Source organism: Mycobacterium sp. (assembly GCF_032162605.1).
Classification (GTDB): Bacteria; Actinomycetota; Actinomycetes; order Mycobacteriales; family Mycobacteriaceae; genus Mycobacterium.
In genome coordinates this window covers 1-19,937 of record NZ_JAVROT010000611.1, presented here as the reverse complement: position 1 = coordinate 19,937, position 19,937 = coordinate 1, and the positions used below count along the sequence as shown (strand labels likewise).

18 protein-coding genes and 1 pseudogene are annotated in these 19,937 nt (G+C 68.0%); 13 read left to right on the top strand and 6 right to left on the bottom strand.

Translation table 11 applies throughout. From position 1 onward, the window contains the following. Positions 1-31 precede the first annotated feature (31 nt). Positions 32-1,096: an aldo/keto reductase gene (locus QOI01_RS35150; protein ID WP_526388710.1), complete on the bottom strand. Its 1,065-nt coding sequence runs from the start codon at positions 1,094-1,096 to the stop codon at positions 32-34. A 219-nt stretch (positions 1,097-1,315) separates the two neighbouring features. Here QOI01_RS35150 and QOI01_RS35145 point away from each other — a divergent pair, with 219 nt between their 5' ends. Next, a complete protein-coding gene (locus QOI01_RS35145; RefSeq protein WP_526388708.1) occupies positions 1,316-2,542 on the top strand; it encodes a hypothetical protein in 1,227 nt (408 codons plus the stop codon). Positions 2,543-2,608: 66 nt separating this feature from the next. Further along, entirely contained in the window at positions 2,609-3,754 is a 1,146-nt protein-coding gene (locus QOI01_RS35140) for an NAD(P)/FAD-dependent oxidoreductase (protein ID WP_526388706.1), read from the top strand. Between the two features lie 3 nt (positions 3,755-3,757). On the opposite strand, the gene QOI01_RS35135 is transcribed toward QOI01_RS35140, so the two are convergent. Continuing rightward, positions 3,758-4,687, bottom strand: a complete 930-nt coding sequence (locus QOI01_RS35135) for an NAD(P)/FAD-dependent oxidoreductase (RefSeq protein WP_526388704.1) — start codon at positions 4,685-4,687, stop codon at positions 3,758-3,760. A gap of 71 nt (positions 4,688-4,758) precedes the next feature. Here QOI01_RS35135 and QOI01_RS35130 point away from each other — a divergent pair, with 71 nt between their 5' ends. From QOI01_RS35130 to QOI01_RS35120, 3 genes are all read left to right on the top strand, one after another. Further along, positions 4,759-5,934 carry a metallophosphoesterase gene (locus QOI01_RS35130; protein WP_526388702.1) on the top strand — a complete coding sequence of 392 codons (1,176 nt, stop codon included), beginning with the start codon at positions 4,759-4,761 and terminating at the stop codon, positions 5,932-5,934. 62 nt (positions 5,935-5,996) lie between these two features. Beyond that, complete coding sequence (locus QOI01_RS35125) at positions 5,997-6,485, top strand: MarR family winged helix-turn-helix transcriptional regulator (RefSeq protein WP_526388700.1); 489 nt, start codon at positions 5,997-5,999, stop codon at positions 6,483-6,485. Positions 6,486-6,514: 29 nt separating this feature from the next. After that, complete coding sequence (locus tag QOI01_RS35120; protein ID WP_526388698.1) at positions 6,515-6,931, top strand: DUF5313 family protein; 417 nt, start codon at positions 6,515-6,517, stop codon at positions 6,929-6,931. Here QOI01_RS35120 and QOI01_RS35115 read toward each other — a convergent pair. Continuing rightward, the gene (locus QOI01_RS35115) at positions 6,928-7,164 is read right to left on the bottom strand and encodes a hypothetical protein (RefSeq protein WP_526388696.1); all 237 of its coding nucleotides are present in this window, start codon (positions 7,162-7,164) and stop codon (positions 6,928-6,930) included. The genes QOI01_RS35120 and QOI01_RS35115 overlap by 4 nt on opposite strands. Before the next feature lie 90 nt (positions 7,165-7,254). On the opposite strand from QOI01_RS35115, the pseudogene QOI01_RS35110 reads away from it, so the two are divergent. Both QOI01_RS35110 and QOI01_RS35105 read left to right on the top strand, forming a co-directional pair. Beyond that, positions 7,255-7,562 (top strand): annotated as a pseudogene (locus QOI01_RS35110) (cytochrome P450); the annotation flags it as partial. Between the two features lie 77 nt (positions 7,563-7,639). After that, complete coding sequence (locus QOI01_RS35105; protein ID WP_526388694.1) at positions 7,640-9,193, top strand: succinic semialdehyde dehydrogenase; 1,554 nt, start codon at positions 7,640-7,642, stop codon at positions 9,191-9,193. Here the strand turns inward: QOI01_RS35105 and QOI01_RS35100 are convergent, their stop codons facing one another. Next, positions 9,194-10,450: an MFS transporter gene (locus tag QOI01_RS35100; RefSeq protein WP_526388732.1), complete on the bottom strand. Its 1,257-nt coding sequence runs from the start codon at positions 10,448-10,450 to the stop codon at positions 9,194-9,196. It abuts the gene before it with no gap. A 161-nt stretch (positions 10,451-10,611) separates the two neighbouring features. Here QOI01_RS35100 and QOI01_RS35095 point away from each other — a divergent pair, with 161 nt between their 5' ends. The 3 genes from QOI01_RS35095 to QOI01_RS35085 are packed head-to-tail and all read left to right on the top strand — an operon-like array spanning position 10,612 to position 14,434. Beyond that, positions 10,612-12,189 (top strand): methyltransferase regulatory domain-containing protein, encoded by a 1,578-nt coding sequence (locus QOI01_RS35095; protein ID WP_526388692.1) that lies wholly within the window; start codon positions 10,612-10,614, stop codon positions 12,187-12,189. Then, on the top strand, positions 12,177-13,019 hold the full coding sequence (locus tag QOI01_RS35090) for a PHP domain-containing protein (protein WP_526388690.1): 843 nt from the start codon (positions 12,177-12,179) through the stop codon (positions 13,017-13,019). Before QOI01_RS35095 ends, QOI01_RS35090 begins: the two co-directional genes overlap by 13 nt. A 47-nt stretch (positions 13,020-13,066) precedes the next feature. Then, positions 13,067-14,434 (top strand): MFS transporter, encoded by a 1,368-nt coding sequence (locus QOI01_RS35085; RefSeq protein ID WP_526388730.1) that lies wholly within the window; start codon positions 13,067-13,069, stop codon positions 14,432-14,434. A 12-nt stretch (positions 14,435-14,446) separates the two neighbouring features. Here QOI01_RS35085 and QOI01_RS35080 read toward each other — a convergent pair whose 3' ends face one another. Beyond that, positions 14,447-15,301 (bottom strand): MurR/RpiR family transcriptional regulator, encoded by an 855-nt coding sequence (locus QOI01_RS35080; RefSeq protein WP_526388688.1) that lies wholly within the window; start codon positions 15,299-15,301, stop codon positions 14,447-14,449. Then, positions 15,301-16,098 carry a class II glutamine amidotransferase gene (locus QOI01_RS35075; protein ID WP_526388686.1) on the bottom strand — a complete coding sequence of 266 codons (798 nt, stop codon included), beginning with the start codon at positions 16,096-16,098 and terminating at the stop codon, positions 15,301-15,303. The genes QOI01_RS35080 and QOI01_RS35075 overlap by 1 nt, the downstream gene beginning before the upstream one ends. A 114-nt stretch (positions 16,099-16,212) precedes the next feature. Between QOI01_RS35075 and QOI01_RS35070 the strand changes: the two genes are divergently transcribed. The 3 genes from QOI01_RS35070 to QOI01_RS35060 form a co-directional block, all read left to right on the top strand. Then, positions 16,213-17,535, top strand: coding sequence for a type I glutamate--ammonia ligase (locus QOI01_RS35070; RefSeq protein ID WP_526388685.1), 1,323 nt, complete (start codon positions 16,213-16,215; stop codon positions 17,533-17,535). Positions 17,536-17,557: 22 nt separating this feature from the next. Beyond that, entirely contained in the window at positions 17,558-19,066 is a 1,509-nt protein-coding gene (locus QOI01_RS35065) for an amino acid permease (RefSeq protein ID WP_526388683.1), read from the top strand. Then, positions 19,063-19,937: aminotransferase class III-fold pyridoxal phosphate-dependent enzyme (locus QOI01_RS35060; protein WP_526388681.1), on the top strand; the 875-nt coding region annotated here is incomplete at its 3' end. The genes QOI01_RS35065 and QOI01_RS35060, both read left to right, overlap by 4 nt.

The window sequence follows — 19,937 nt, the reverse complement described above, 5'->3', positions numbered from 1 at the left end:
CCGGTAGCCCGTGGACTCAGCCGGCCGACCGTTACGCGGTGCGGCGCCTGCGCAGGAACGGCTCGGCCAGCGATGGCGGCTGATAGCCCTGGTCGGAGCGCGAGACCGTCACACCCGGAGGCACGATGGCGTCGATCTCGTCGAGCAGTTCGACCGACAGTGCGACGTCGGCGGCGCCGATCTGTGACTGCAGATGCTCCAGGGTGCGCGGGCCGATGATCGGCGCCGTCACTGCGGGATGCTGCATGACGAACGCCAGCGCCAAGTGGATCAGCGACAGTCCGGCCCCATCGGCCAAGGCGCCGAGTGCGTCGGCCGCGTCGAGCTTGCGCTGGTTGTCCGGGTTCTCGAGATCGAACCGGGCTGGCATCCGATTGCGGCGCTTCGACTCCGGCAGATCCTTGCCCTTGCGGTAGCCGCCGGTGAGCCAGCCGCCTGCCAGCGGGCTCCACGGCAGCACTCCCATGCCGTACTCCTCGGCGACGGGCAGCACGTCGGCCTCGATACCACGGGTCAGCAGGGAGTAGGGCGGTTGTTCGGTCACGAAACGGCCCAGTCCCCGCCGTTCGCTGACCCATTGCGCCTGGACCATCTGATGAGCGGGGAAGGTCGATGAGCCGAAGGCCCGAATCTTGCCCTGTCGCTGCAGATCGGTGAGCGCGGCCAACGTCTCCTCGATGTCGGTGTCCCGATCGGGACGGTGGATCTGATAGAGATCGATCCAATCGGTGTCCAGTCGGCGCAGGCTGTTCTCGACTTCGCGGACGATCCAGCGCCGCGAGTTGCCGCGGTGGTTGGGGTCGCCCTGCGTGCCGACCGGCGATTCGACCGGGACGCCCATCTGGATGTTGACCTTGGTGGCCAGCACCACGTCGTCGCGCTTGCCTCCTGCCAGGGCCTTGCCGACGATGACCTCCGATTCGCCCTGCGAGTAGACGTCGGCGGTGTCGATGAAGTTGATGCCGGCGTCCAGCGCGGCGTGGATGGTGTTGACGGACGTGTCGTGGTCGGGCTCGCCCCAGGCGCCGAACATCATGGCGCCGAGACACAGTGGGCTGACTTGAATTCCCGTTCGACCGAGGCTGCGGTATTCCATCAGTCGATGGTAGGCCGAGGCCTGGCGCCGACTCCGCGGCGTGACGAAAACCACTGAAGTCAGGAGGATCTCAACACTCGTCGAACGATGCCGCCGTAGACGGCCTCTTCGTGACGACACCCGCGGGGGCCAGAGGACGAACGCGGGGATGGTTGGAAGAGCTTTCCGTGCGACTGCTTCCGGTGCACACTTGAACGCGAGTCACTGGGGGAGGTCGGCTTGACGACCGGGGGGACGCGCACGAGCATCGCTGCCACCGTGATGGCGGTCCTGACGTTCGCGGCGCAGGTGCTGACGACGGCATGCGACTCCGACCACGACGCGACGCCAACCGGATCACCGTCGACGACGCTCGCCGAGCAGGCACCGGTCGCCCGTCCGTCCTGTGAGGCCGCGCTGCCTGCGGCTTGGCGGCAGGCGATCGAGGGCAGCGCGGTCAGTACCGGCGGAGTGTCCACCGACGTGCTCGCCGTGGGACCGGCCGGCGAGGTCGTCGCCGTTCGCGACAACGGTGACACCCGCGACCTGCTGCTGATCGGAGCCGACAAGACCGTCACCGAGATCTACGAGGTTCCCGAGCCCGACCGAAACGACGTGGGGTCCGTGGCGATGGACGACCGCTGGATCGTCGTAGGCGTCGACCGCATCCCCCGAGGCGCCAACGGCGTGCTGAACAGCATCATCCGCATCGACGTGATCGATCGCCAGAACGGCTCGGTGCGGACCGTCGCGCAGCGGTCCGACGATGACTACCTGGTCGGTGACAACGGCATCGACACCGTCGCCCTGTTCGACGGCAAGGCGTATTGGACCGCCTTCGTCTCCGACGAGTATGGCCGCGGCACGGGCATCGTCAGATCGTTCGACCTCGGCACCGGCGCCGAGGCGGACGTGGCATCGGGCGACATCGGCGACGTGCGGGCCACCGCGACCGGACTGACGTGGACTGCAGGCGGCAGGCGGGGCTACCCGGACGTCAACATGTGGGGACGCGCCAAGGTCCAGATCGCCGCCCCGCTGCCGCTGCCCGTAGCCGACGCGCTCCACACGGGTCCGGACCGGCTCAGCCTCGCCACCGACGGCACCGTCTACGCATGGCTCACCGGGGTCGATCGGGGTGGCACCGGCGTCGCGTGGTGGTCACCGGAGTCCGGTGTGGTACGTGTCAGCGGTGACGTCGTTCGGGTGACCGACGTGCTGCCGCCGGTGTACGTGGTGGGTTCCTACGTGGTCATCGACAAGCACCGGCAGGGCGACACGGCTGATCAGGACACCCTTGCGACGGTCGTCGACGTCCGCTCGGGGGCGGTCACATTCCTGAACCAGTACGTCGCCGGTGTCGACGGCGGGACCATCGGGATACGACTGCGGACGGGCCCTGGCAAGCTCGCGGACTCGATCGCCGGTGTCCTTCGATCGGACGCCCTGCCTCCGATCTTCTGCTGACCCCCACGGCGGGCGTCTCCCGCCGGTCTTAGGCTGGTGTCCCTCGGGAAGGTGGTGGCTGGTTCGATGAGTTCGATGGACACCGGGGCCGACGTCATCGTGATCGGCGGCGGCATCGCCGGGTTGTCGATCGCCTACGAGCTCTCCCATGCTGCGCGGGTGTCGGTGCTCGAGATGGAGTCGACACTGGCCTATCACACCACCGGCCGGTCGGCGGCGACCTTCCTCGAAACCTATGGAGGAGAACAGGTTCGAGCGCTCACGACGGGGAGCCGCGCGTTCCTGGAGCAACCGCCGGATTGCTTCGACGCGGCGTTGATGAGTCCACGTCCGCTGCTGCAGTTCGCCGCCACCGGACGGGAGCACGTCGTCGAACGGATGCACGCGTCCGTGGTGTCGCTGGTGTCTGATGCCGAACTGCTGAGCGGCGCTGGGTGCTGCGAGGTCTTTCCCCTGCTGAGACCCGAGGTGGCCGAGTGCGGGCTCTATGAGCCGCGGGCGATGGCCCTCGACGTGGCAGCCATCCATCAGGGTTACGTACGCGGTGCGCGCGCCAATGGCGCCGTCGTCTACCCTGATTCCAGGGTGGTGGGGCTGGCCCAGCGTTCGAACCGCTGGGCCGTGAGCACCGCCGACGGACGGTTGCATCAGGCCCCCGTCGTCGTCAATGCCGCCGGAGCGTGGGCCGACGTCATCGCCGCGGCAGCCGGCGTGAGCGGGGTCGGCTTGACGCCGCTGCGCCGCACGATCTTCATGGTGGCCTCGCCAACGGGTGAGCGAGGCGACGGCCTGCCCACCTGCAGCGACGTCGACCAGTCGTTCTACGTCAATCCCGAAGGGGCACAATTTCTTTGCTCACCGGCTGACGAGACTCCCTGCCCGCCGAGCGACGCCAAGCCCGATCAGCTGGAGATCGCGCGTGCCATCGAGGCGATCAATACCGCGACCACTCTCGGCGTCCGCAGCATCGGCTCGTCGTGGGCCGGTCTGCGCACCTTCGCGCCCGATCGCAACTTGGTGATCGGCGAAGATCCCGGGGAGTCGGGTTTCTTCTGGCTAGCCGGCCAGGGTGGATACGGAATTCAGACGGCACCATCGGCCGCCCGGTTGGCCGCCGCGTTGGTTCTCGGGCAAGCGGTGCCTGCCGATCTCGTCGCCCGCGGACTGGACGTGACGCAGCTCGCGCCGCGGCGCGCGGGCACGTCGGCCTGATCGTCAGGCCGCCAGCCGGGTCCCAAGCGCGGAACCCAGCCGATGCCCGGACAGCCAGGCTGACTCGATGCGCGGCGCACCGGATGGACACCACGAGTCGCCGCACAGCCCGAGCGGACGGCCGCCCCACGTCGTCAGGCCGAACGCGTCGTCACCATGGGTCCCGGTGGGCTTGGCGAACGTCCAGCGGTGGGCGTGCGTCCACTCCGGATCCATCGAGACGCCGAGGACCCGCAGCAGTGCTGCCCGCACCGGCCTCACCGCGTCGCCAGGCGACTCGAGATGGGCGCGGGCACGCTGCGCCGTCGTGTGGGCGACGAGGACGGCGGCGCCGTCCCCGCGCCGCGACCCGTCGTCGGCGATCAGGGTGAGATCGTCGTCGTCGTTCACGAACGCCGCGTCCTCGACGGGCCAGCACCGCTGCGGCCAACCCGCCGCGACGGCGATCACCGGCTCATAGGCGACCCAGTCGACCGCGTCCGGCGCCAGCCGTGCGGCCTGCGGATCGGGCATCGCCAGAACGACCGCGTCGTGGTCGAGCTCTTCGAGCGCACCGACCGCCTCGCCGATGCGTACGTCATCGGGCAACGACGCCCGCACGAGCGCGCGCAGGCCGCCGGGTGCGGCATGTCGCATCGGGCCGGACGACCGGTGGTGCCCGTCGGCGGAGAACACGTCGAAGGTGTCGGTCCAGTTCCGGACCAGGCCATGGGCGGCCCATCCGTCGACGATCGCGCTGAAGTCCGGCTCCTTGACGGTGAAGTACGCCGCACCGATGTCGACCCGGCGGCCGTGCAGCGACGGTGAGGCCATTCGCCCGCCGGGGGACCGGCCGCGTTCGATCAGGTCCACCTCGATTCGATGCTCGCGCAACGCTCGAGCGCACGCCGCCCCGGAGAGACCGGCTCCGACGACTGCGACTCGAGGGGACACGGTTCCACGCTAGTCAGGGAGACGCCGCGAACTAGGCTTCTCGGTAGACGTCGACGCCCGGAAGGACGTGCATGTTCTTCGCCATTCTCAGCGGACTGCTCGGGTTGATGACCCTCTACCTCTGGAAGCGACTGGTCAAGGACACGACCGGGCCGGGACGCACACGGTGGGTCCTGACCGCCGTCCTGGTAGTCCTCACGGCGCTGTTGGTGGCGACTTTGACTTTGCCGCGTGTCATCGGGGTGACCGCGTCGACGTGGTTTGCCTGGCCTGGCTACCTCTGGTTCGCCCTGGTCGTCTACCTGTTTCTGATCTTGCTCGTACTGGAACCGGTCCGCCTCGCGCTGCGGGGCTGGACGAGGCGGCCGCCGTCGGTGGAATCGGATGCCGAGGATTCGCCAGCGGCGTCGTCGGCGGTGAACCGGCGGGTGTTCCTTGCCAGGGCGAGCGCTGCGGCCGCAGGCGCAGCCTCGGTGGGCGTGGTCGGGTTCGGGGTGGCCACTGCGCTCGGGCCGCCGGATCTGCTGCGGGTGCCGGTGCGCCTGCGCCGACTCGACCCAGCGTTCAACGGATTCCGGATCGCCGTGGTGTCGGACATCCACCTCGGCCCGCTGTCGGGTCGCGCGCACACCGAGCGGATCGTCCGGATGATCAACGAAACCGAGCCGGACCTGGTAGCCATCGTGGGCGACCTGGTGGACGGAACCGTCGAGGAGCTCGGTCCGGCCGCGGAACCGTTGCGGGACTTACACTCCCGGGAAGGAACGTTCTTCGTGACCGGCAACCACGAGTATTTCGTCCCGGACACGCTGTCCTGGCTGCGTGAGCTGGAGCGGCTCGGTGTTCAGTCACTGCGCAACCAGAACACGCTGATCCGGCGTGGCACTGGGGCCTTCAACCTCGCCGGCGTGAACGACCTCGCCGGTGTGTCGAGGTCGGACCCACCGGACTTCGACCGCGCCCTGGCTGGGCTGGCCCCGTCCCGGCCGACGGTTCTGCTTGCGCACCAGCCGGTGCAGGTGGCGCAGGCCGCGGCGCGTGGGGTGGATCTGCAGTTGTCCGGGCACACCCACGGTGGCCAGATGTGGCCGCTCCACTACATCGTCCGCGCCGTTCAACCGTCGCTCGCCGGACTGTCCTCCGTGGACGACACGCAGCTGTACGTCTCGCGCGGCGCCGGGTTCTGGGGTCCTCCGGTACGCGTCGGAGCGCGACCGGACATCACGGTGTTGTCCCTTCAGGGCTAGCCGCGGCAGGTGTGACGGGAAAGACTTAGCTAGTGCACTAATTATTGGCGTACTATTTAGTTGTGACCACATCGACTCGCTCCGACCTTGATCCGCTCGCTCTCGAACAGCAGGTCTGCTTCGCCCTGGCGGTCACCAACCGGGCGGTACTGGCCGTCTACCGGCCACTACTCGAACCCCTGGGCCTGACCCATCCGCAGTACCTGGTGATGCTCACGCTCTGGGACCACCAGAAGGCAGCCGTCGATGGCCACCCACCGCTGTCGGTCAAGCAGATCGCCGCGGCGTTGCAACTGGATTCGGCCACGCTCTCGCCCATGCTCAAGCGCTTGGACTCACTCGGCTTCATTACCCGTACCAGGAGCGCCGCCGACGAGCGGTCCACCCACGTCGTCCTGACCGAACGCGGGACGGCGTTGCGCAACCGTGCGCTCGAGATCCCTCCCGCCGTCGTGACGCGTCTCGGCGTCGACCTGGCCGAGCTGGACGAGCTGCGCCGGGTGCTGACCCGCGTCAACTCCGCCGCCCTGGCCGCAGGCGCACTCGACTGAACCCCCATTCCGACCTGAAGGAGGCCGCCATGTCCACCGCTCGCCCCACCCCACTGCAGTACGTCAGGTACGCATACGGCCGACGACTGCCCAAATCGATGCACACGTGGGTAGCGGAGGACCTGGCCGGTCAAGGGGCCGTCCGTAGGCACCTGATTCGGATGGCGATCCCACCGCTTCTGGTACTCGCTCCGCTTTGGCTGATTCCCGCTTCGTTCTACGTGCACTTCGAGATGACGGCGCCGATCTACATCTGGGCCGTGCTCATGTCGCTCGCATTGAACAAGGTCTGGCGCCGATACCGGTTGGCGCAGCACAATCTCGACCCGAATCTGGTCGACGTGATCAAGCGCAAGAGAGACGCCCGCCTCCACGAGGACTACGCCCGCCGCTACGGGCCGCGCCCGGAAGAGGCCAGGTGGCAGTCGAACAGCAGCCCGTTCTAACCGCTCGGTAGGGCCGAGGCGAAAGTCGTTGCCTGGGGCTCGAAGGCCGGTGCGACGAAGCGATCCAAGATCTCGCGTTCCGTTCGACTGTTCCCGATGGGCTGATGCACCAACGACAACACCAGGTGGACGATCCACTGGGCAGCCCGGGGATCGTCGGCGCCGATTCCGGTCAACTCGGTGGCCAGACCGGCGATCACCGGTGATGCGGGTAGGTCGGTGCGTCCGAACATGATCGGGTGGCTGGCCATCAGTTGGCCGATGCGTCCTGCGCCGCGGACGACGACCGCATCACGGATTTCCGCCTTGCCGTCGACGTGACGGTAGGCCTGACCGCCGGTTCGCGCTTGCTGCTGTTGTGGGGCGCCGCCAACCGAGACCCTTCTCACTTTTACGACCCCGACCAGTTCCGCCTCGATCGGCTCGATGGCAAGGGGCACATCGCCTTTGGCAGGGGAGCGCACTTCTGCGTCGGGGCCGCGCTCGCTCGCCTGGAGGCCAGGATCGTGCTCGGTTCCCTGCTGGACGGCACGTCGACGATCGAGGCAGCGCACATCGGGGGCAATGGCTGCCCAGCCTGCTGGTACGGCGCCTCGAGAGTCTCGACCTCACCTGTGGTGCACGCCGCTGATTCGTCGTGGTGCACGCCGCCGCTCGATGGGTAGGTTGGGTGCAGCCGCAAAACCTACTATCGAGTGAGGGTACGCAATGCCTGCTCCGTCCGCCGCTACGTTCGCGCGCCTCGCCGACCTCGTCGCCATCCCGGCCGCGAAGGACCGTCCAACCCGCGCCGTCGTGGAGGTTTTCACCGGCCGCGAGCTCACCACCATTGCGGTCGGCACCGCGCAGGACGCCAAGGACGCGATTGCGCGCGCCAGGGTGGCGCAGAAGGTGTGGGCCCAGCGCCCGGTTGCCGAGCGGGCCGCCATCTTTCACGGCTACCGCGACCTGGTGCTCAAGAACCTCGACTCCCTGATGGACATGGCGCAGGCCGAGACCGGGAAGTCGAGGGGCGCAGCTCAGGAGGAGATTCTCGACATCGCGATGACCGCGCGCCACTACGCCCGCGTCGCGCCCAAATTGCTACGCCCACAGCGGGTAACCGGGATGCTGCCCGGACTGACGAAGACGGTGGTGCGCTACCAGCCCAAGGGTGTCGTCGGCGTCATCTCGCCGTGGAACTACCCGATGACGCTCGCGGTGTCCGACGCGATCGCGGCCCTGCTGGCCGGTAACGCAGTGGTCCTCAAACCCGACAGCCAGACCCCTTACTGCGCGCTGGCCTGCGTCGACCTTCTCTACCAGGCAGGCCTGCCGCGTGACCTCTTCGCCGTGGTCCCCGGCGCGGGATCGGTGGTTGGCACCGCGCTGGTCGAGAACACCGAGTACCTGATGTTCACCGGCTCCACCGCCATCGGACAACTGCTTGCGGAACAGGCAGGCCGGCGACTGATCGGCTTCTCGGCGGAACTCGGCGGCAAGAACCCGATGATCGTGATGGCAGGCGCCAACCTGCGCGAGGTCACCGACGCGGGGGTCCGCGCGTGCTTCGCCAATTCGGGTCAGCTGTGCATCTCCATCGAGCGCATCTACGTCGAGCAGTCCATCGCGCCCGAGTTCATCCGCATGTTCGGCGAGCGCGTCCGCAGCATGACCTTGCGCGCCGGTTACGAGTTCGGCATCGAGATGGGCAGCCTGATTTCGGAGGAACAGGTCAAGGCGGTGTCCAGCCACGTCGACGACGCAGTGGTGAAGGGTGCCACCGTCGTCGCGGGTGGCAGGGGCCGCCCCGATCTCGGCCCGCTGTTCTACGAGCCGACGGTCCTCACCGGTGTTCCCGAAGACGCGGAGTGCTATCGGGAGGAGACCTTCGGACCCCTCGTCTCGATCTATCCGGTGGGAGGCGTCGACGAGGCAGTCGAGCGCGCCAACGACACCGACTACGGGCTGAACGCCAGTGTCTGGGCGGCCACGAAGAGCGAGGGTGAGGCGATCGCGGCGCGGATCCACGCCGGCACCGTGAACGTCGACGAGGGCTATGCCCCGACCTGGGGCAGCACCGGCGCGCCGATGGGCGGCATGGGGGTGTCCGGGGTCGGGCGGCGCCATGGCCCCGAGGGCCTGATCAAGTACACCGAGCCTCAGACCGTCGCCACGACCCGAGTCCTCAACCTCGGAGGGCCGCGCGGCCTCCCGCCAAAGGTGTGGGCCAGGATCATGCCGCCGTTCGTCAAGGCATTGCAATGGATTCCGGGTCGCTGATCAGCGGGACATCGTGTAGGCGCTCTGCTCCGTGCCGAACCGAATTCCGGTGGCGTCCTTGCCGATCAGCGTCAGGACCGCGACAGCGATCAGCACTGGGACGATGGTGACGACCAGCGCGAACGGATAGGAATGCGTGGCCGCCAAGTGCTCCTGGATCGGCAGGTTGAAGGCGGCCAGCAGGTTGCCCAGTTGGTAGGTGACGCCCGGATAGAAGCCGCGAATCGCGTCGGGGGACATCTCGGTCAGATGGGCGGGGATGGCACCCCAGGCGCCCTGCACCGCGACCTGCATCAGGAAGGCCCCGAGGCAGAGCATCGCCGCGGTGTGGGACAGCGCGAACAACGGCACGATGGGCAGACCCAGGACGGCGCAGAAGACGATCGTGTATCGGCGGCCGAAACGCTGCGAGAGCGCGCCGAACGTCAACCCGCCGATGATGGCGCCGACGTTGTAGATCACCGCGATCAGCTTCGCGGTCTCGCTCGACAGTCCGGCGCCCCCGCTGTGAGTGGCCTGCAGGAACGTCGGATAGACATCCTGCGTGCCGTGGCTCATCCAGTTGAATGCGGTCATCAGCACCACCAGGTAGACGAAGCGGCGCACGACGACGGGATTGACCATGACGTCGCGGATTCTGGTGCGGGTCAGTCGCATCCGGTCCTGCGCGGCCTCCCAAACCTCGGACTCGCGGACCCGGGACCGGATGATCAGACTGATCAGTGCGGGGATGATCGACAGGCCGAACAGCCATCGCCAGGACAGGTCCAGCCAGTCGATGACCACCAACGACGCGACCGTCGCCAGGAGGTAGCCCATCGAGTAACCCGCCTGCAGCAGACCGGAGAAGAAACCACGCCGTTCGATGGGGATCTTCTCCATCGCCAGGGCGGCACCCAGCCCCCACTCGCCACCCATCCCGATGCCGTACAGCAGGCGAAGAACCACCAGGACCGTGAAGTTCGGCGCGAAGGCGCAGAGGAATCCGACGACGGAGTAGAAGGCAACGTCCACCATCAGTGGGATGCGGCGACCGACCCTGTCGGCCCAGAGCCCGAACAGCAGAGCGCCGACCGGTCGCATGAACAGCGTGGCGGTGGTCAGGAAAGCGACCTCGGTCGTGGAGATGCCAAACGTCTTGGCTATGTCCGCGTAGACCAGCACCACGATGAAGTAGTCGAAGGCGTCCATCGTCCAGCCGAGCTGGGCAGCTATGAAGGAGTTGCGCTGATCAGAGGTCAACGGTGTGGTCGCCACCGCAGGCGAGTTCCCCGTGACCCGGCTCACCTACCTGCCAATGTCCTGTGTATCGGTGGCCGTGGTCGTCATCCCGCGTTCGCGTGGCGGACGGGAGCCCGATATATGTTCGCGAGTTCGTGGCCGGCGTCGGTCCGACGGAGATGACGAGGGAGCCGGAGTTGAACCAACCGATGGACGCGGTCGACCAGTTGCGCGCCGACTACGACGCGACGCCGTATCAATCGGATGCGTTCCCGCAGTCAGCGCCGGGACGGTTGGCCGCGATCGCGCACGTATTCGGGCTGGACGTTCCCGACGTGTCGCGCGCACGCGTGCTCGAGATCGGCTGTGCCGCAGGCGGCAACCTGCTCCCGTTCGCCGTGGGGCACCCCGCGGCGCGCGTCATGGGCATCGACCTCTCGCAGGTGCAGATCAACCAGGGGCGCACGCGGGTGGCGGATCTGGGGCTCGACAACCTCGAATTGGTGGCGGGCGACATCGCGCGGATGGACCTGGCGTCGCTCGGGGAATTCGACTTCGTCATCGCTCACGGCGTCTACAGCTGGGTCCCGCCGAACGTGCAGGATGCGTTGCTTGCCGCGCTGCGCAGGTTGTTGGCTCCGCACGGCGTGGCCTACGTCAGCTACAACGTCTACCCGGGTTGGAAGTCCAAGGAGGTCATGCGCGATGCGATGCTGCTCGCCAGCGGCGTCAGCACGGCCCCCGACGAGAAGGTGCGCGAGGCGCGTGGCATGGCCGACTTCCTCGAGGAGGTGGCGCCGAATGACGGCGTGCTGGCCAGGGTGCTGGCCGAATTCCGGGCTCGAGAAGAGGGTTTCGGCGACTCGTATCTGTTGCACGACGAACTCGACACGGTCAACGCGCCCTGCTACTTCTACGAGATGCTGGGACGCGCACGCGGGCACGGCCTCGAATACCTGGCGGAGGCGCGGCCAGAGACCATGTTCCCCGCGAACCACGGTCCCAAGGTGGCGGAGTATCTGCGCGAGAAGTGCGGCGGCGTACAGGTCTTGGTGGAGCAGTACCTGGACTTCGCGGTCAACCGCACGTTTCGGGAGTCTCTGCTCGTGCACGCTGAACGCGCGCCGCAGATCCGGTTCGACCCGGACCCCGGTCGTTATGGCCCATTGCACTTCGCCGCGTGGACCCCACCCGTCGGCGGACCCACCGTGATCGATCACTCGCGCCAGGAGTACGAGGTCGCCGACGGTGCGACCCTGTTCACCAACGATCCCGGCCTCAAAGCGACACTGGAGGTGCTCAACGCCCGCTGGCCGTGGACACTGTCACGACGGGAACTCGTGGATGCGTTGCACGCCCGGTTGGTGTCCGCGGGTTTGCAGCCAAGCGCGGATCTCGCGGGCCACGTCGACAACCTGATGGGAGTTCTGATCGTGCAGGGACAGGTGCGCTACCGCCTCGACCCCGTGCTGCCGGAGCCGACGTCCGCCGCGTCGCTGCGACTGGACGAGCCGCTGCGGCGTATGGCGGAGCTGACGTGCTCCGACGGCGACGCGTCGATCTTCAACCTCTGGCACGAACCGCTGATCCCGTCCCCGGTCGACCGGCACCTGCTGCCGCTGCTCGACGGCACTCGCGGTCGCGACGCCCTGTTGCAGGCCATCCTGAGGATCGACCGAGACGACCCGATCGGGATCGAGCGTGAAGCCCTGGCCGAGCACGTCGACGGGCTGGCAGAACGCCTGACCGAGATGAAGCTGTCGTGGGTCCGTTGACGACGATGCTGCCTGCCGACAACCACGTCCACTCCCAATTCTCTTGGGACACCGGCGCGGAGGCCTCGATGGAGCAGACCTGCGCACGCGCGCTGCAGGTGGGGCTGCCGGCCGTCGCGTTCACCGAGCACGTCGACTTCACCAAGTGGGGCGCACACGACAATCCACCGTCCGACGCGGCGCACATCGCCACGCGCGAGCGGGTACGGCCGCTCGACGTCGAGGGCTACCTGGCGAGTATCGACGTGTGCCGTGGCCGATTCCCAGAGTTGCGCATCCTGTCGGGCATCGAGGCCGGCGAACCGCACCACTTCGCGGGCAGTGTCGCCGCCGTGCTCGGCGACGGACGGTTCGACCGCGTGCTGGGTTCGTTGCACTCGGTCGTGCACGAGGGACGGCTGGTCGGGGTCGACGGGGTGCTGAGGCGGCTGCCCCCCGACGTCGTCATGCGCGGCTACTTCGCCGAGTTGCTGCGCCTGGTCGAGAACTCCGATGCCTTCCAGGTCCTTGCCCACTGCGACTACCCGCGTCGGTCCTGGCCGACCGCGCGGGTGGGGGAGTACCTGGAAGCCGACTTCGAGGAGGAGTACCGCACCGTCTTCCGCGCGCTGGCCGGCTCTGGTCGCGCACTGGAGCTCAACACCAGGAGCCCGCTGGTCTCAGCGACGCTGATGCGTTGGTGGTACGAGGAGGGTGGCGACGCGGTCTCGTTCGGTAGCGACGCGCACGTACCCCTGCGGGTGGGGGCGTTGTTCGACGTGGCGGTGGACGTCGTCGCGGCCGCGGGCTTTCGGCCCGGTCGCGATGAGTACGACTTCTGGCGCCGCTGATGTCGTCGACCGGACCGTCCGCTTCCGCAGCCCCGTTCCCGAGGGGGATGGCGCTGTTGGTCGCTGGCGCGTTCTTCATGGAGATCCTGGACGCCACGATCATCACCCCCGCGATTCCCTTGATCGCTGAGTCATTCGGGGTCGGCCCCGTCGACGTCAACGTGGCCATCACGGCCTACCTCGTCACCGTCGCGGTGCTCATTCCGGCCAGCGGTTGGGTGGCCGACCGGTTCGGCCCGCGGCCGGTGTTCGCCGCCGCGATCGCCGTCTTCACGCTGGCGTCGATCGGGTGCGCATTCAGTGTCACGCTCCCGATGCTCGTCGCCATGCGCGTCCTGCAGGGCGTGGGCGGCGCGATGATGGTGCCCGTCGGCCGCCTCGCGGTCCTGCGGTTCAGCGGGAAGGCCAATCTGGTGCGGGCCATCGCCTTGCTGACGTGGCCCGCGCTTGCGGCGCCCGTGGTCGCGCCGGTACTCGGCGGTGCGATCGCGACCGTCGGGTCGTGGAGATGGATCTTCTTCGTCAACATTCCCATTGGGATCATCGGATTCCTGTTGGCTCTCAGACTGATCCGCGGCGATGCCGATCCTGCGCCACGGCCACGGGACTGGCGTGGCCTCCTGGCGCTCGGCACCGGCATCGCCGCGGCGTTGATCGCACTCGAGGGCGTCCGGCTCAGCGAGTCGAACTGGCTACTGGTGGCTACGGGTTTCGCGTTGGCGGTCGTCCTGCTGGCGGCTGCGACGTGGCACCTGTTGCGCTACCGGTATCCGCTGGTGCAGCTGCGGGTGTTGCGGGTTGCGACCCTGCGAATCACGGTATCGGCCGGATCGCTCTACCGTCTCGTCATCAGTGCGGTGCCGTTCCTGTTGCCGCTGCAGTTCCAGCTGGTGTTCGGATGGACGCCGCTGGCCGCCGGGTCGATGGTCGCGGTGTTGTTCGCCGGCAACCTCGCGATCAAGCCTGCGACGACACCACTGATGCGGCGGTACGGAATTCGGCGGGTGCTTCTGGTCAACGCCGTGCTGTCGGTCGGCTGTTTCGGGCTCCTGGCGACCTTCCACGCCGGCATGCCGGTCGCCGTGATGGCCGCCATCCTGTTCGTCAGCGGCGCACTGCGGTCGACGGGGTTCACGGCCTACAACAGCCTGGCCTTCTCTGACGTGGATGGCGACGAGCTGACCAATGCCAACACCCTCAATGCCGCGGTGCAGGAACTGGCCACCGGTCTCGGCATCGCCGTCGGCGCGCTCGCGCTCAGCACCTTCACCCCGCTGGCCACGAGTCTTGGCCACGCCGCAGGCGCAGCATACTCATGGACGTTTCTGGCACTCGGAGCGCTGATGGTGGTGACCATCGTCGAGACGCTGAGGCTGCCGCACGACGCAGGCGCCACGGTCACCGCCGCGAAGTGAACGCAGCGTCCTTCAACCCAGCAGCTCGGACCGCCGCTGCTCCTCCCACAGCGCCATCCGGGTGCGGGCCGGCTCTCCGATCGCATCCATCACTGGCGGGATGAGGAGTTCGGTCAGCAGAAATCCGGCTGCCATGCTCTGGTAGGTGGTGCCCACCGTGCTGGAGGCGGCGAGCACGACTTCGGCCTCGGGCGCCACCGGGCAGGCCAGGTCGTCGGTGATGAGCACGACGGTCGCACCCGCGCGGTGCACCCGGGTCGCCAACTCAGCGACGCTGCGCTGATATCGGTGATAGTCGAACAGCACCACCACGTCCCGGCGGGTCAGCTCGATCATGGCACCCAGATCGCGGCCGCCGGGGTCGGCCAGCAATCGCACCCCAGGGCGCAGCTGTTCGAGGTGGGCAGCGAGGTGCATCGCCAGCAGGTGCGAGAACCGGCCGCCGTGCAGCTGGAGCGGGCGGCCGGTGTCGGACAGCAGCGCCACTGCAGCATCGACCGCCGAGGCCGGTAACTCGGCGAGTGTTGCTGCGGCACGGTCGTTCTGGGCGCGGGCCTGCTTCAAGAGGGCGTCCAGCGGACTACCTGCGGTGGGCGCAGTGGGCAGGCGGGTGATCGGACCGTTGGAGCGCGCCGTCAACTCGGCGCGCATTGCGACCTGAAGATCGGTGAACCCGTCGTAGCCGAGGGACTGCGCGAACCTCAGCACGGTCGGTGGGCTGACCTCGGCGCGTTCGGCGAGGCGGGCGGCGCTGGCCAGGCCCGCGCTCGGGTAGTCGGCGAGTAGCGCCCGTCCCACCCGCCGTTCCGCCCTGCTGAGCGTCGGCAGCGCAGCACTCGCCCGCGCCGACACCGTGGCTGCGGTCATCAATCCTCCACGAGGGGCAGTAGCGACACCGACAGATCGCGCAATGAGATGGATGCCACGCACTCCGGCGGCAGGGGCTGCCAGTCGAGGTCGCCGAAGCCGGTGGATGCGATGACGACCGTGTCGCCATCCGGGCGTGCCGTGCGCAACGCGAAGTAGTCCTCGAGGTGTTCGGCGGGCAGGTCGGCGGCGGTGATCTCATCGACGTCCTCGGCCGGCAGGAGGCTTCGGGCGTGCGCATGGACGACGATCATCTGGTCCTCCCCGAGAACGAGCGCGTTGAGGCAGGCGTCGGGGTAGATCTGCCGGAGCTCGGTGACCGCCCCCCGCACGGCCTGGGCGAGACTGGTTGCGGTGCGGCGGTATTGACGGATCACCGCAAAATACCGCTCGCTGTCGGTGGTCCCGCGGAGCGACGCGCCGACATCCTCCTCGAGGAGGTCATCCAGCGGACCCATCGGCTTCATCGACCCGTTGTGGGCCATCGCCAGCCCGTCGGCGACGAAGGGATGGGAGTTCTCCGGCTGCACCGCGAGCCCGCTCGTCGCCCAACGCAGGTGCACCAGCGTGGCAGCGGACCGCCGGTCACCGGTGGCGGCGGCGAAGAGCGGATCGTCCAGTGCGGTGCCGGCAGACACCTCCACGTCTGGGGAGTCGCCCACGTGGTCGACGGTTGCGACACCCCAGCCGTCACCGTGCACCTTCGTCAGGGCGACGAAGTCCTTGAGCACGTCCTCGCCGACGGCATCGGCGACTGACACGGGTGCTGCGGACACGACACCAAGCAGTCGGCACATGAAGGCATCCTCCGTTCTGGAATCTTATGAATCAATCCTAAAGCGTCGAATTTAGAGATTCTGAAACATCCATGACATAGCTTTCCAGAAGACTCACGCGTCGAAGGAGGTTGCATGCCGGTGGTGCAAGACCGCATCGAGGAACTGCGAGCCGACGGCGTCGAACTCGTGGCAGGGTCGGTCACCGACCTTGCGGGCGTGACCAGGGCCAAGTACGTCCCGCTTCGCAGACTGGGTGACTTCCACCGCTCCGGGATGGGCGTGTCGCCGTCGTGGAGCGTCTTCTGCGTGGACAGTGGCATCGCCTTCACGCCGACCATCGGTGTCACAGGAGACCTGCGGATCCGCATCGATCCGGTCGACGTGCACGTCATCGATGCCGGTATCGCTTGGGCGCCGGGCAATCTCACCGACCAGCAGGGCGCATCGGCGCCACTGTGTCCGCGGTCCCTGTTGGCGCGGGCCGAACGAACGGCAGCCGATCGTGGCCTGAGCGCCCTCGTCGGCGCGGAACTCGAGTGCACGATGCTGGCACCCGACGCCAACCAGGCCACGACCGACCCGTGGTCGCCCTACGGCATCCGCACGTCGCTGGACCGCTCGGCGTTCCTGGTCGACCTCGCCATCACCGCCGAACGGGCCGGGGTGAGCGTCGAACAGATCCATACCGAGTACGGCCACGATCAACTCGAGGTTTCGCTGGCGCCCACCACGCCCGTCGCCGCGGCCGATGCCGTGATCCTGACGCGGATCGTGCTTGGCAGGGCGGCGGCGCGCCACGGACTGCGAATCTCGTTCTCGCCGGCGCCCTTCGAGGGAGCCGCGGGTAACGGGGCCCATCTGCACCTGTCACTTGCCGACGATCGAGGCCCGCTCTTCTCGGGTGGAGACGGGCCCCATGGCGTTCGGGCCGCCGGTGGGTCCGCCATCGCAGGAGTCATCGACACTCTGCCGGACCTCATCGGCGTCTACGCGGGTTCGGCGGTGTCGGCCTTGCGGCTCAAGCCCGGCAACTGGGCGGGTGCGTCGGCGTGCTGGGGCCTGGAGAACCGCGAGGCGGCGGTGCGGTTCATCGCGGCCACCCCTGGCAGCCCGCACGGCGCCAACGCCGAACTGAAGCTGATCGACCCGAGCGCCAACCCCTACCTGGCCGCCGCGGCGTTCCTCGGCAGCGCGCTGCGCGGTGTCGACCACGAACTCGACCTGCCGCCCGAGATCCCCGAAAACCCCTCGCAGTCGGCCGCACCGCCGCCACCGCTGCCGACCGAACAGCGGGCCGCGATCGAGGCTCTTCGGGGTTCCGCGGCCGCCGCGGAGCTGCTGACACCGGCGGTCGTAGACGCGTTGGTCGCGGTAAGAAGCCACGAGATAACCACTTTCGGCGACTCAACGCCGACCGAGACCACCAGGGCACTGCGCCTTGCGTGGAGTTGTTGACCCATCCCGAGAGGAGACATCGATGAGTACGAGAACGTCGTCGGCCGGTCCATCCGAGGGAGCCGACCAGCTGCCCCACCGCCGCTTGCCATTCTGGGTGGCGCTGGCGATGTCGGTCGCCCTGGTGGGGCCGACGCTGGCCATGTCCGGGAACGGTCAGGGCCTGATCGCCACCGTCGGCAAGGCCATTCCGCTGGTGTTCGTGATCGGCCTGATCGGGGTGTCGCTGGTCGGGTACAGCTTCGTGCGGTTGACCCGCCACCTCAACCACGCGGGGTCGGCGTACGGGTTGGTCGGCGGCACCATCGGGCCGCGCGCCGGATTCTTCTCCGGTTTCGCGATGCTGGGCGCCTATGTGGGCTTCGCCATCGGCACCCTGGCCTTGACGGCGGCCTTCGTCAATGCCTTCATCGCCAAGTTGCAACCGGGCAACGACAACCCCTATCAGCTGCCTTGGCTCGCCGTCGTGGTGGTGGCTGCTGCGATCTCGCTCCTGCTGTCCGGCCGAGACGTCCGGCTATTGGGCAAGATCCTGCTCGTCATTGAGGGCATCGGCATCGTGTCGATGATCGTGCTCGTGGTGGTGATCTTCGCGCGCGGAGGCGCGCCGACGACCGGCGTCGACTTCAGCGCCTTCTCCTTCGACGGGGTCTCCGCCTCCGCGGTGATCAGCGCTGTGGTGGCGGCGTTCCTGTCCTGGGCGGGGTTCGAGGCCTGCGCGTCGATGGGCGAGGAGACCGACAACCCCGGCCGCAACATCCCCCGCGCGCTGGCCGGAACACTGATCCTGACCGGTGTGCTGTTCGTCGTGGTGATGTTCGCCCAGGTCGTGGGCTTCGGCACCGACGCGGCGGGTCTCGAAGCGTTCGGCAGTTCGGGTAACACGTTGGGCGATTTGGGTAATACCTACATTGGCCAATGGTTCAGCCTGCTGATCATCTTCACTGCGATCGTGTCGGCGTTCGGCTGCCATCTGGCCTGCTCCGCGACCTCGGGACGGATGCTCTACGCGTTCGGGCGCGACGGTTTCGGCCCGAAGGCATTGGCTCGGATTCACGAGGGCACCGGCGGTCCACGCTTCGCCACGTGGGTGGTGGTCGGCGTCGCGCTGGTGGTCGACCTGATCTGCGGCGCCATCGGCTGGCCTGACATGGGCACGGGCAACCCCGCCATCAACACCTACTTCCTATTCGCGGTGGCGGGCTCGGTGTGCCTGATGGTCTGCTACCTGCTGGTCGAGATCGCCGCTGCCTGGTTCACGGCCGCGCCGAAATTCACCTCCGTGCACGGCGGCAAGGGCAAGGTACTGGGCTTGGCGCTGCCACTGCTGGGCGCCGTGGTGATCGCAGTGGTGCTGTGGTTCAACGTCAAGGACGCCGCGGAGTGGTTGGCGGCTCCACTGCTCGGACTGTACTGGTGCGCAATCGGATTGGTGATCGCCATCGCCGCCTCGCGTATCGCCAAGCGGGTCGGTGAGTCGCTGACCCGGGAGCTGGACCTCACCGCGGCCGACCCGTCAGTCGCAGAGTGAGCACGCTCTACGCCCGCGACGAGGCGGCCATCGCCGGCATCGAGAAGCTGCGCTTCTTCCCGCTGGAAGTGGTCTCTGGCCATGGCTCGACTTTGGTCACGCCCGAAGGTCGCGAACTGCTGGACCTGTCGGCGACGTGGACCGCGAGCGGACTGGGCCACGGGCACCCGGCCATTGTCGAGGCGGTGAGCCGAGCCGTCCGCACGGCTCCGGGTTCAGGCGGCCTTTCGGCGGTCCACCCCGATTCGGTGGGCCTGGCCGAAGACCTACTGGCACTGGTCCCCGGCACCGGCGAGCGGCGGGTCTATCTCGGACACGCGGGCTCCGACGCCAACGACGTGGCGTTGCGCGCCTGCAGACACGCCAGTGGCCGACGCACCATCATCGCGTTCGAGCACAGCTACCACGGCGGCGTCGGTGTCGCGATGGGCGTGTCGGGCGTGCACGTCGACGCTGGTGTGCCCGCGGACCCCGACGCAGTGTTCCTGCCCTACCCCAACCCCTTTCGGCCGACTCACGGTGACGGGGAGGCGGACGCCACCGCCTGCCTCGACATGGCCGCGCAGCACCTCAGCGGCGGCACGATCGCGTGCCTGATCGTCGAGCCGATTCTGTCCGACGGCGGTCTGGTCGTGCCGCCGCAGGGTTTCCTCGCGCGCCTGCACGAGCTGTGCCGCCGGCACGGCGTGCCGATGATCTGCGACGAGGTCAAGATGGGGCTCGGCAGGCCGGGAACCCTGCACGCCTTCGAACACGACGGAGCGGTGCCCGACATCGTCACGTTCGGCAAGGTGCTCGGCGGCGGTCTGCCATTGTCGGCGGCCGTGGGGCCTGCGGAGATACTCGACAATCCGCCCGCGGCGGCTCTACT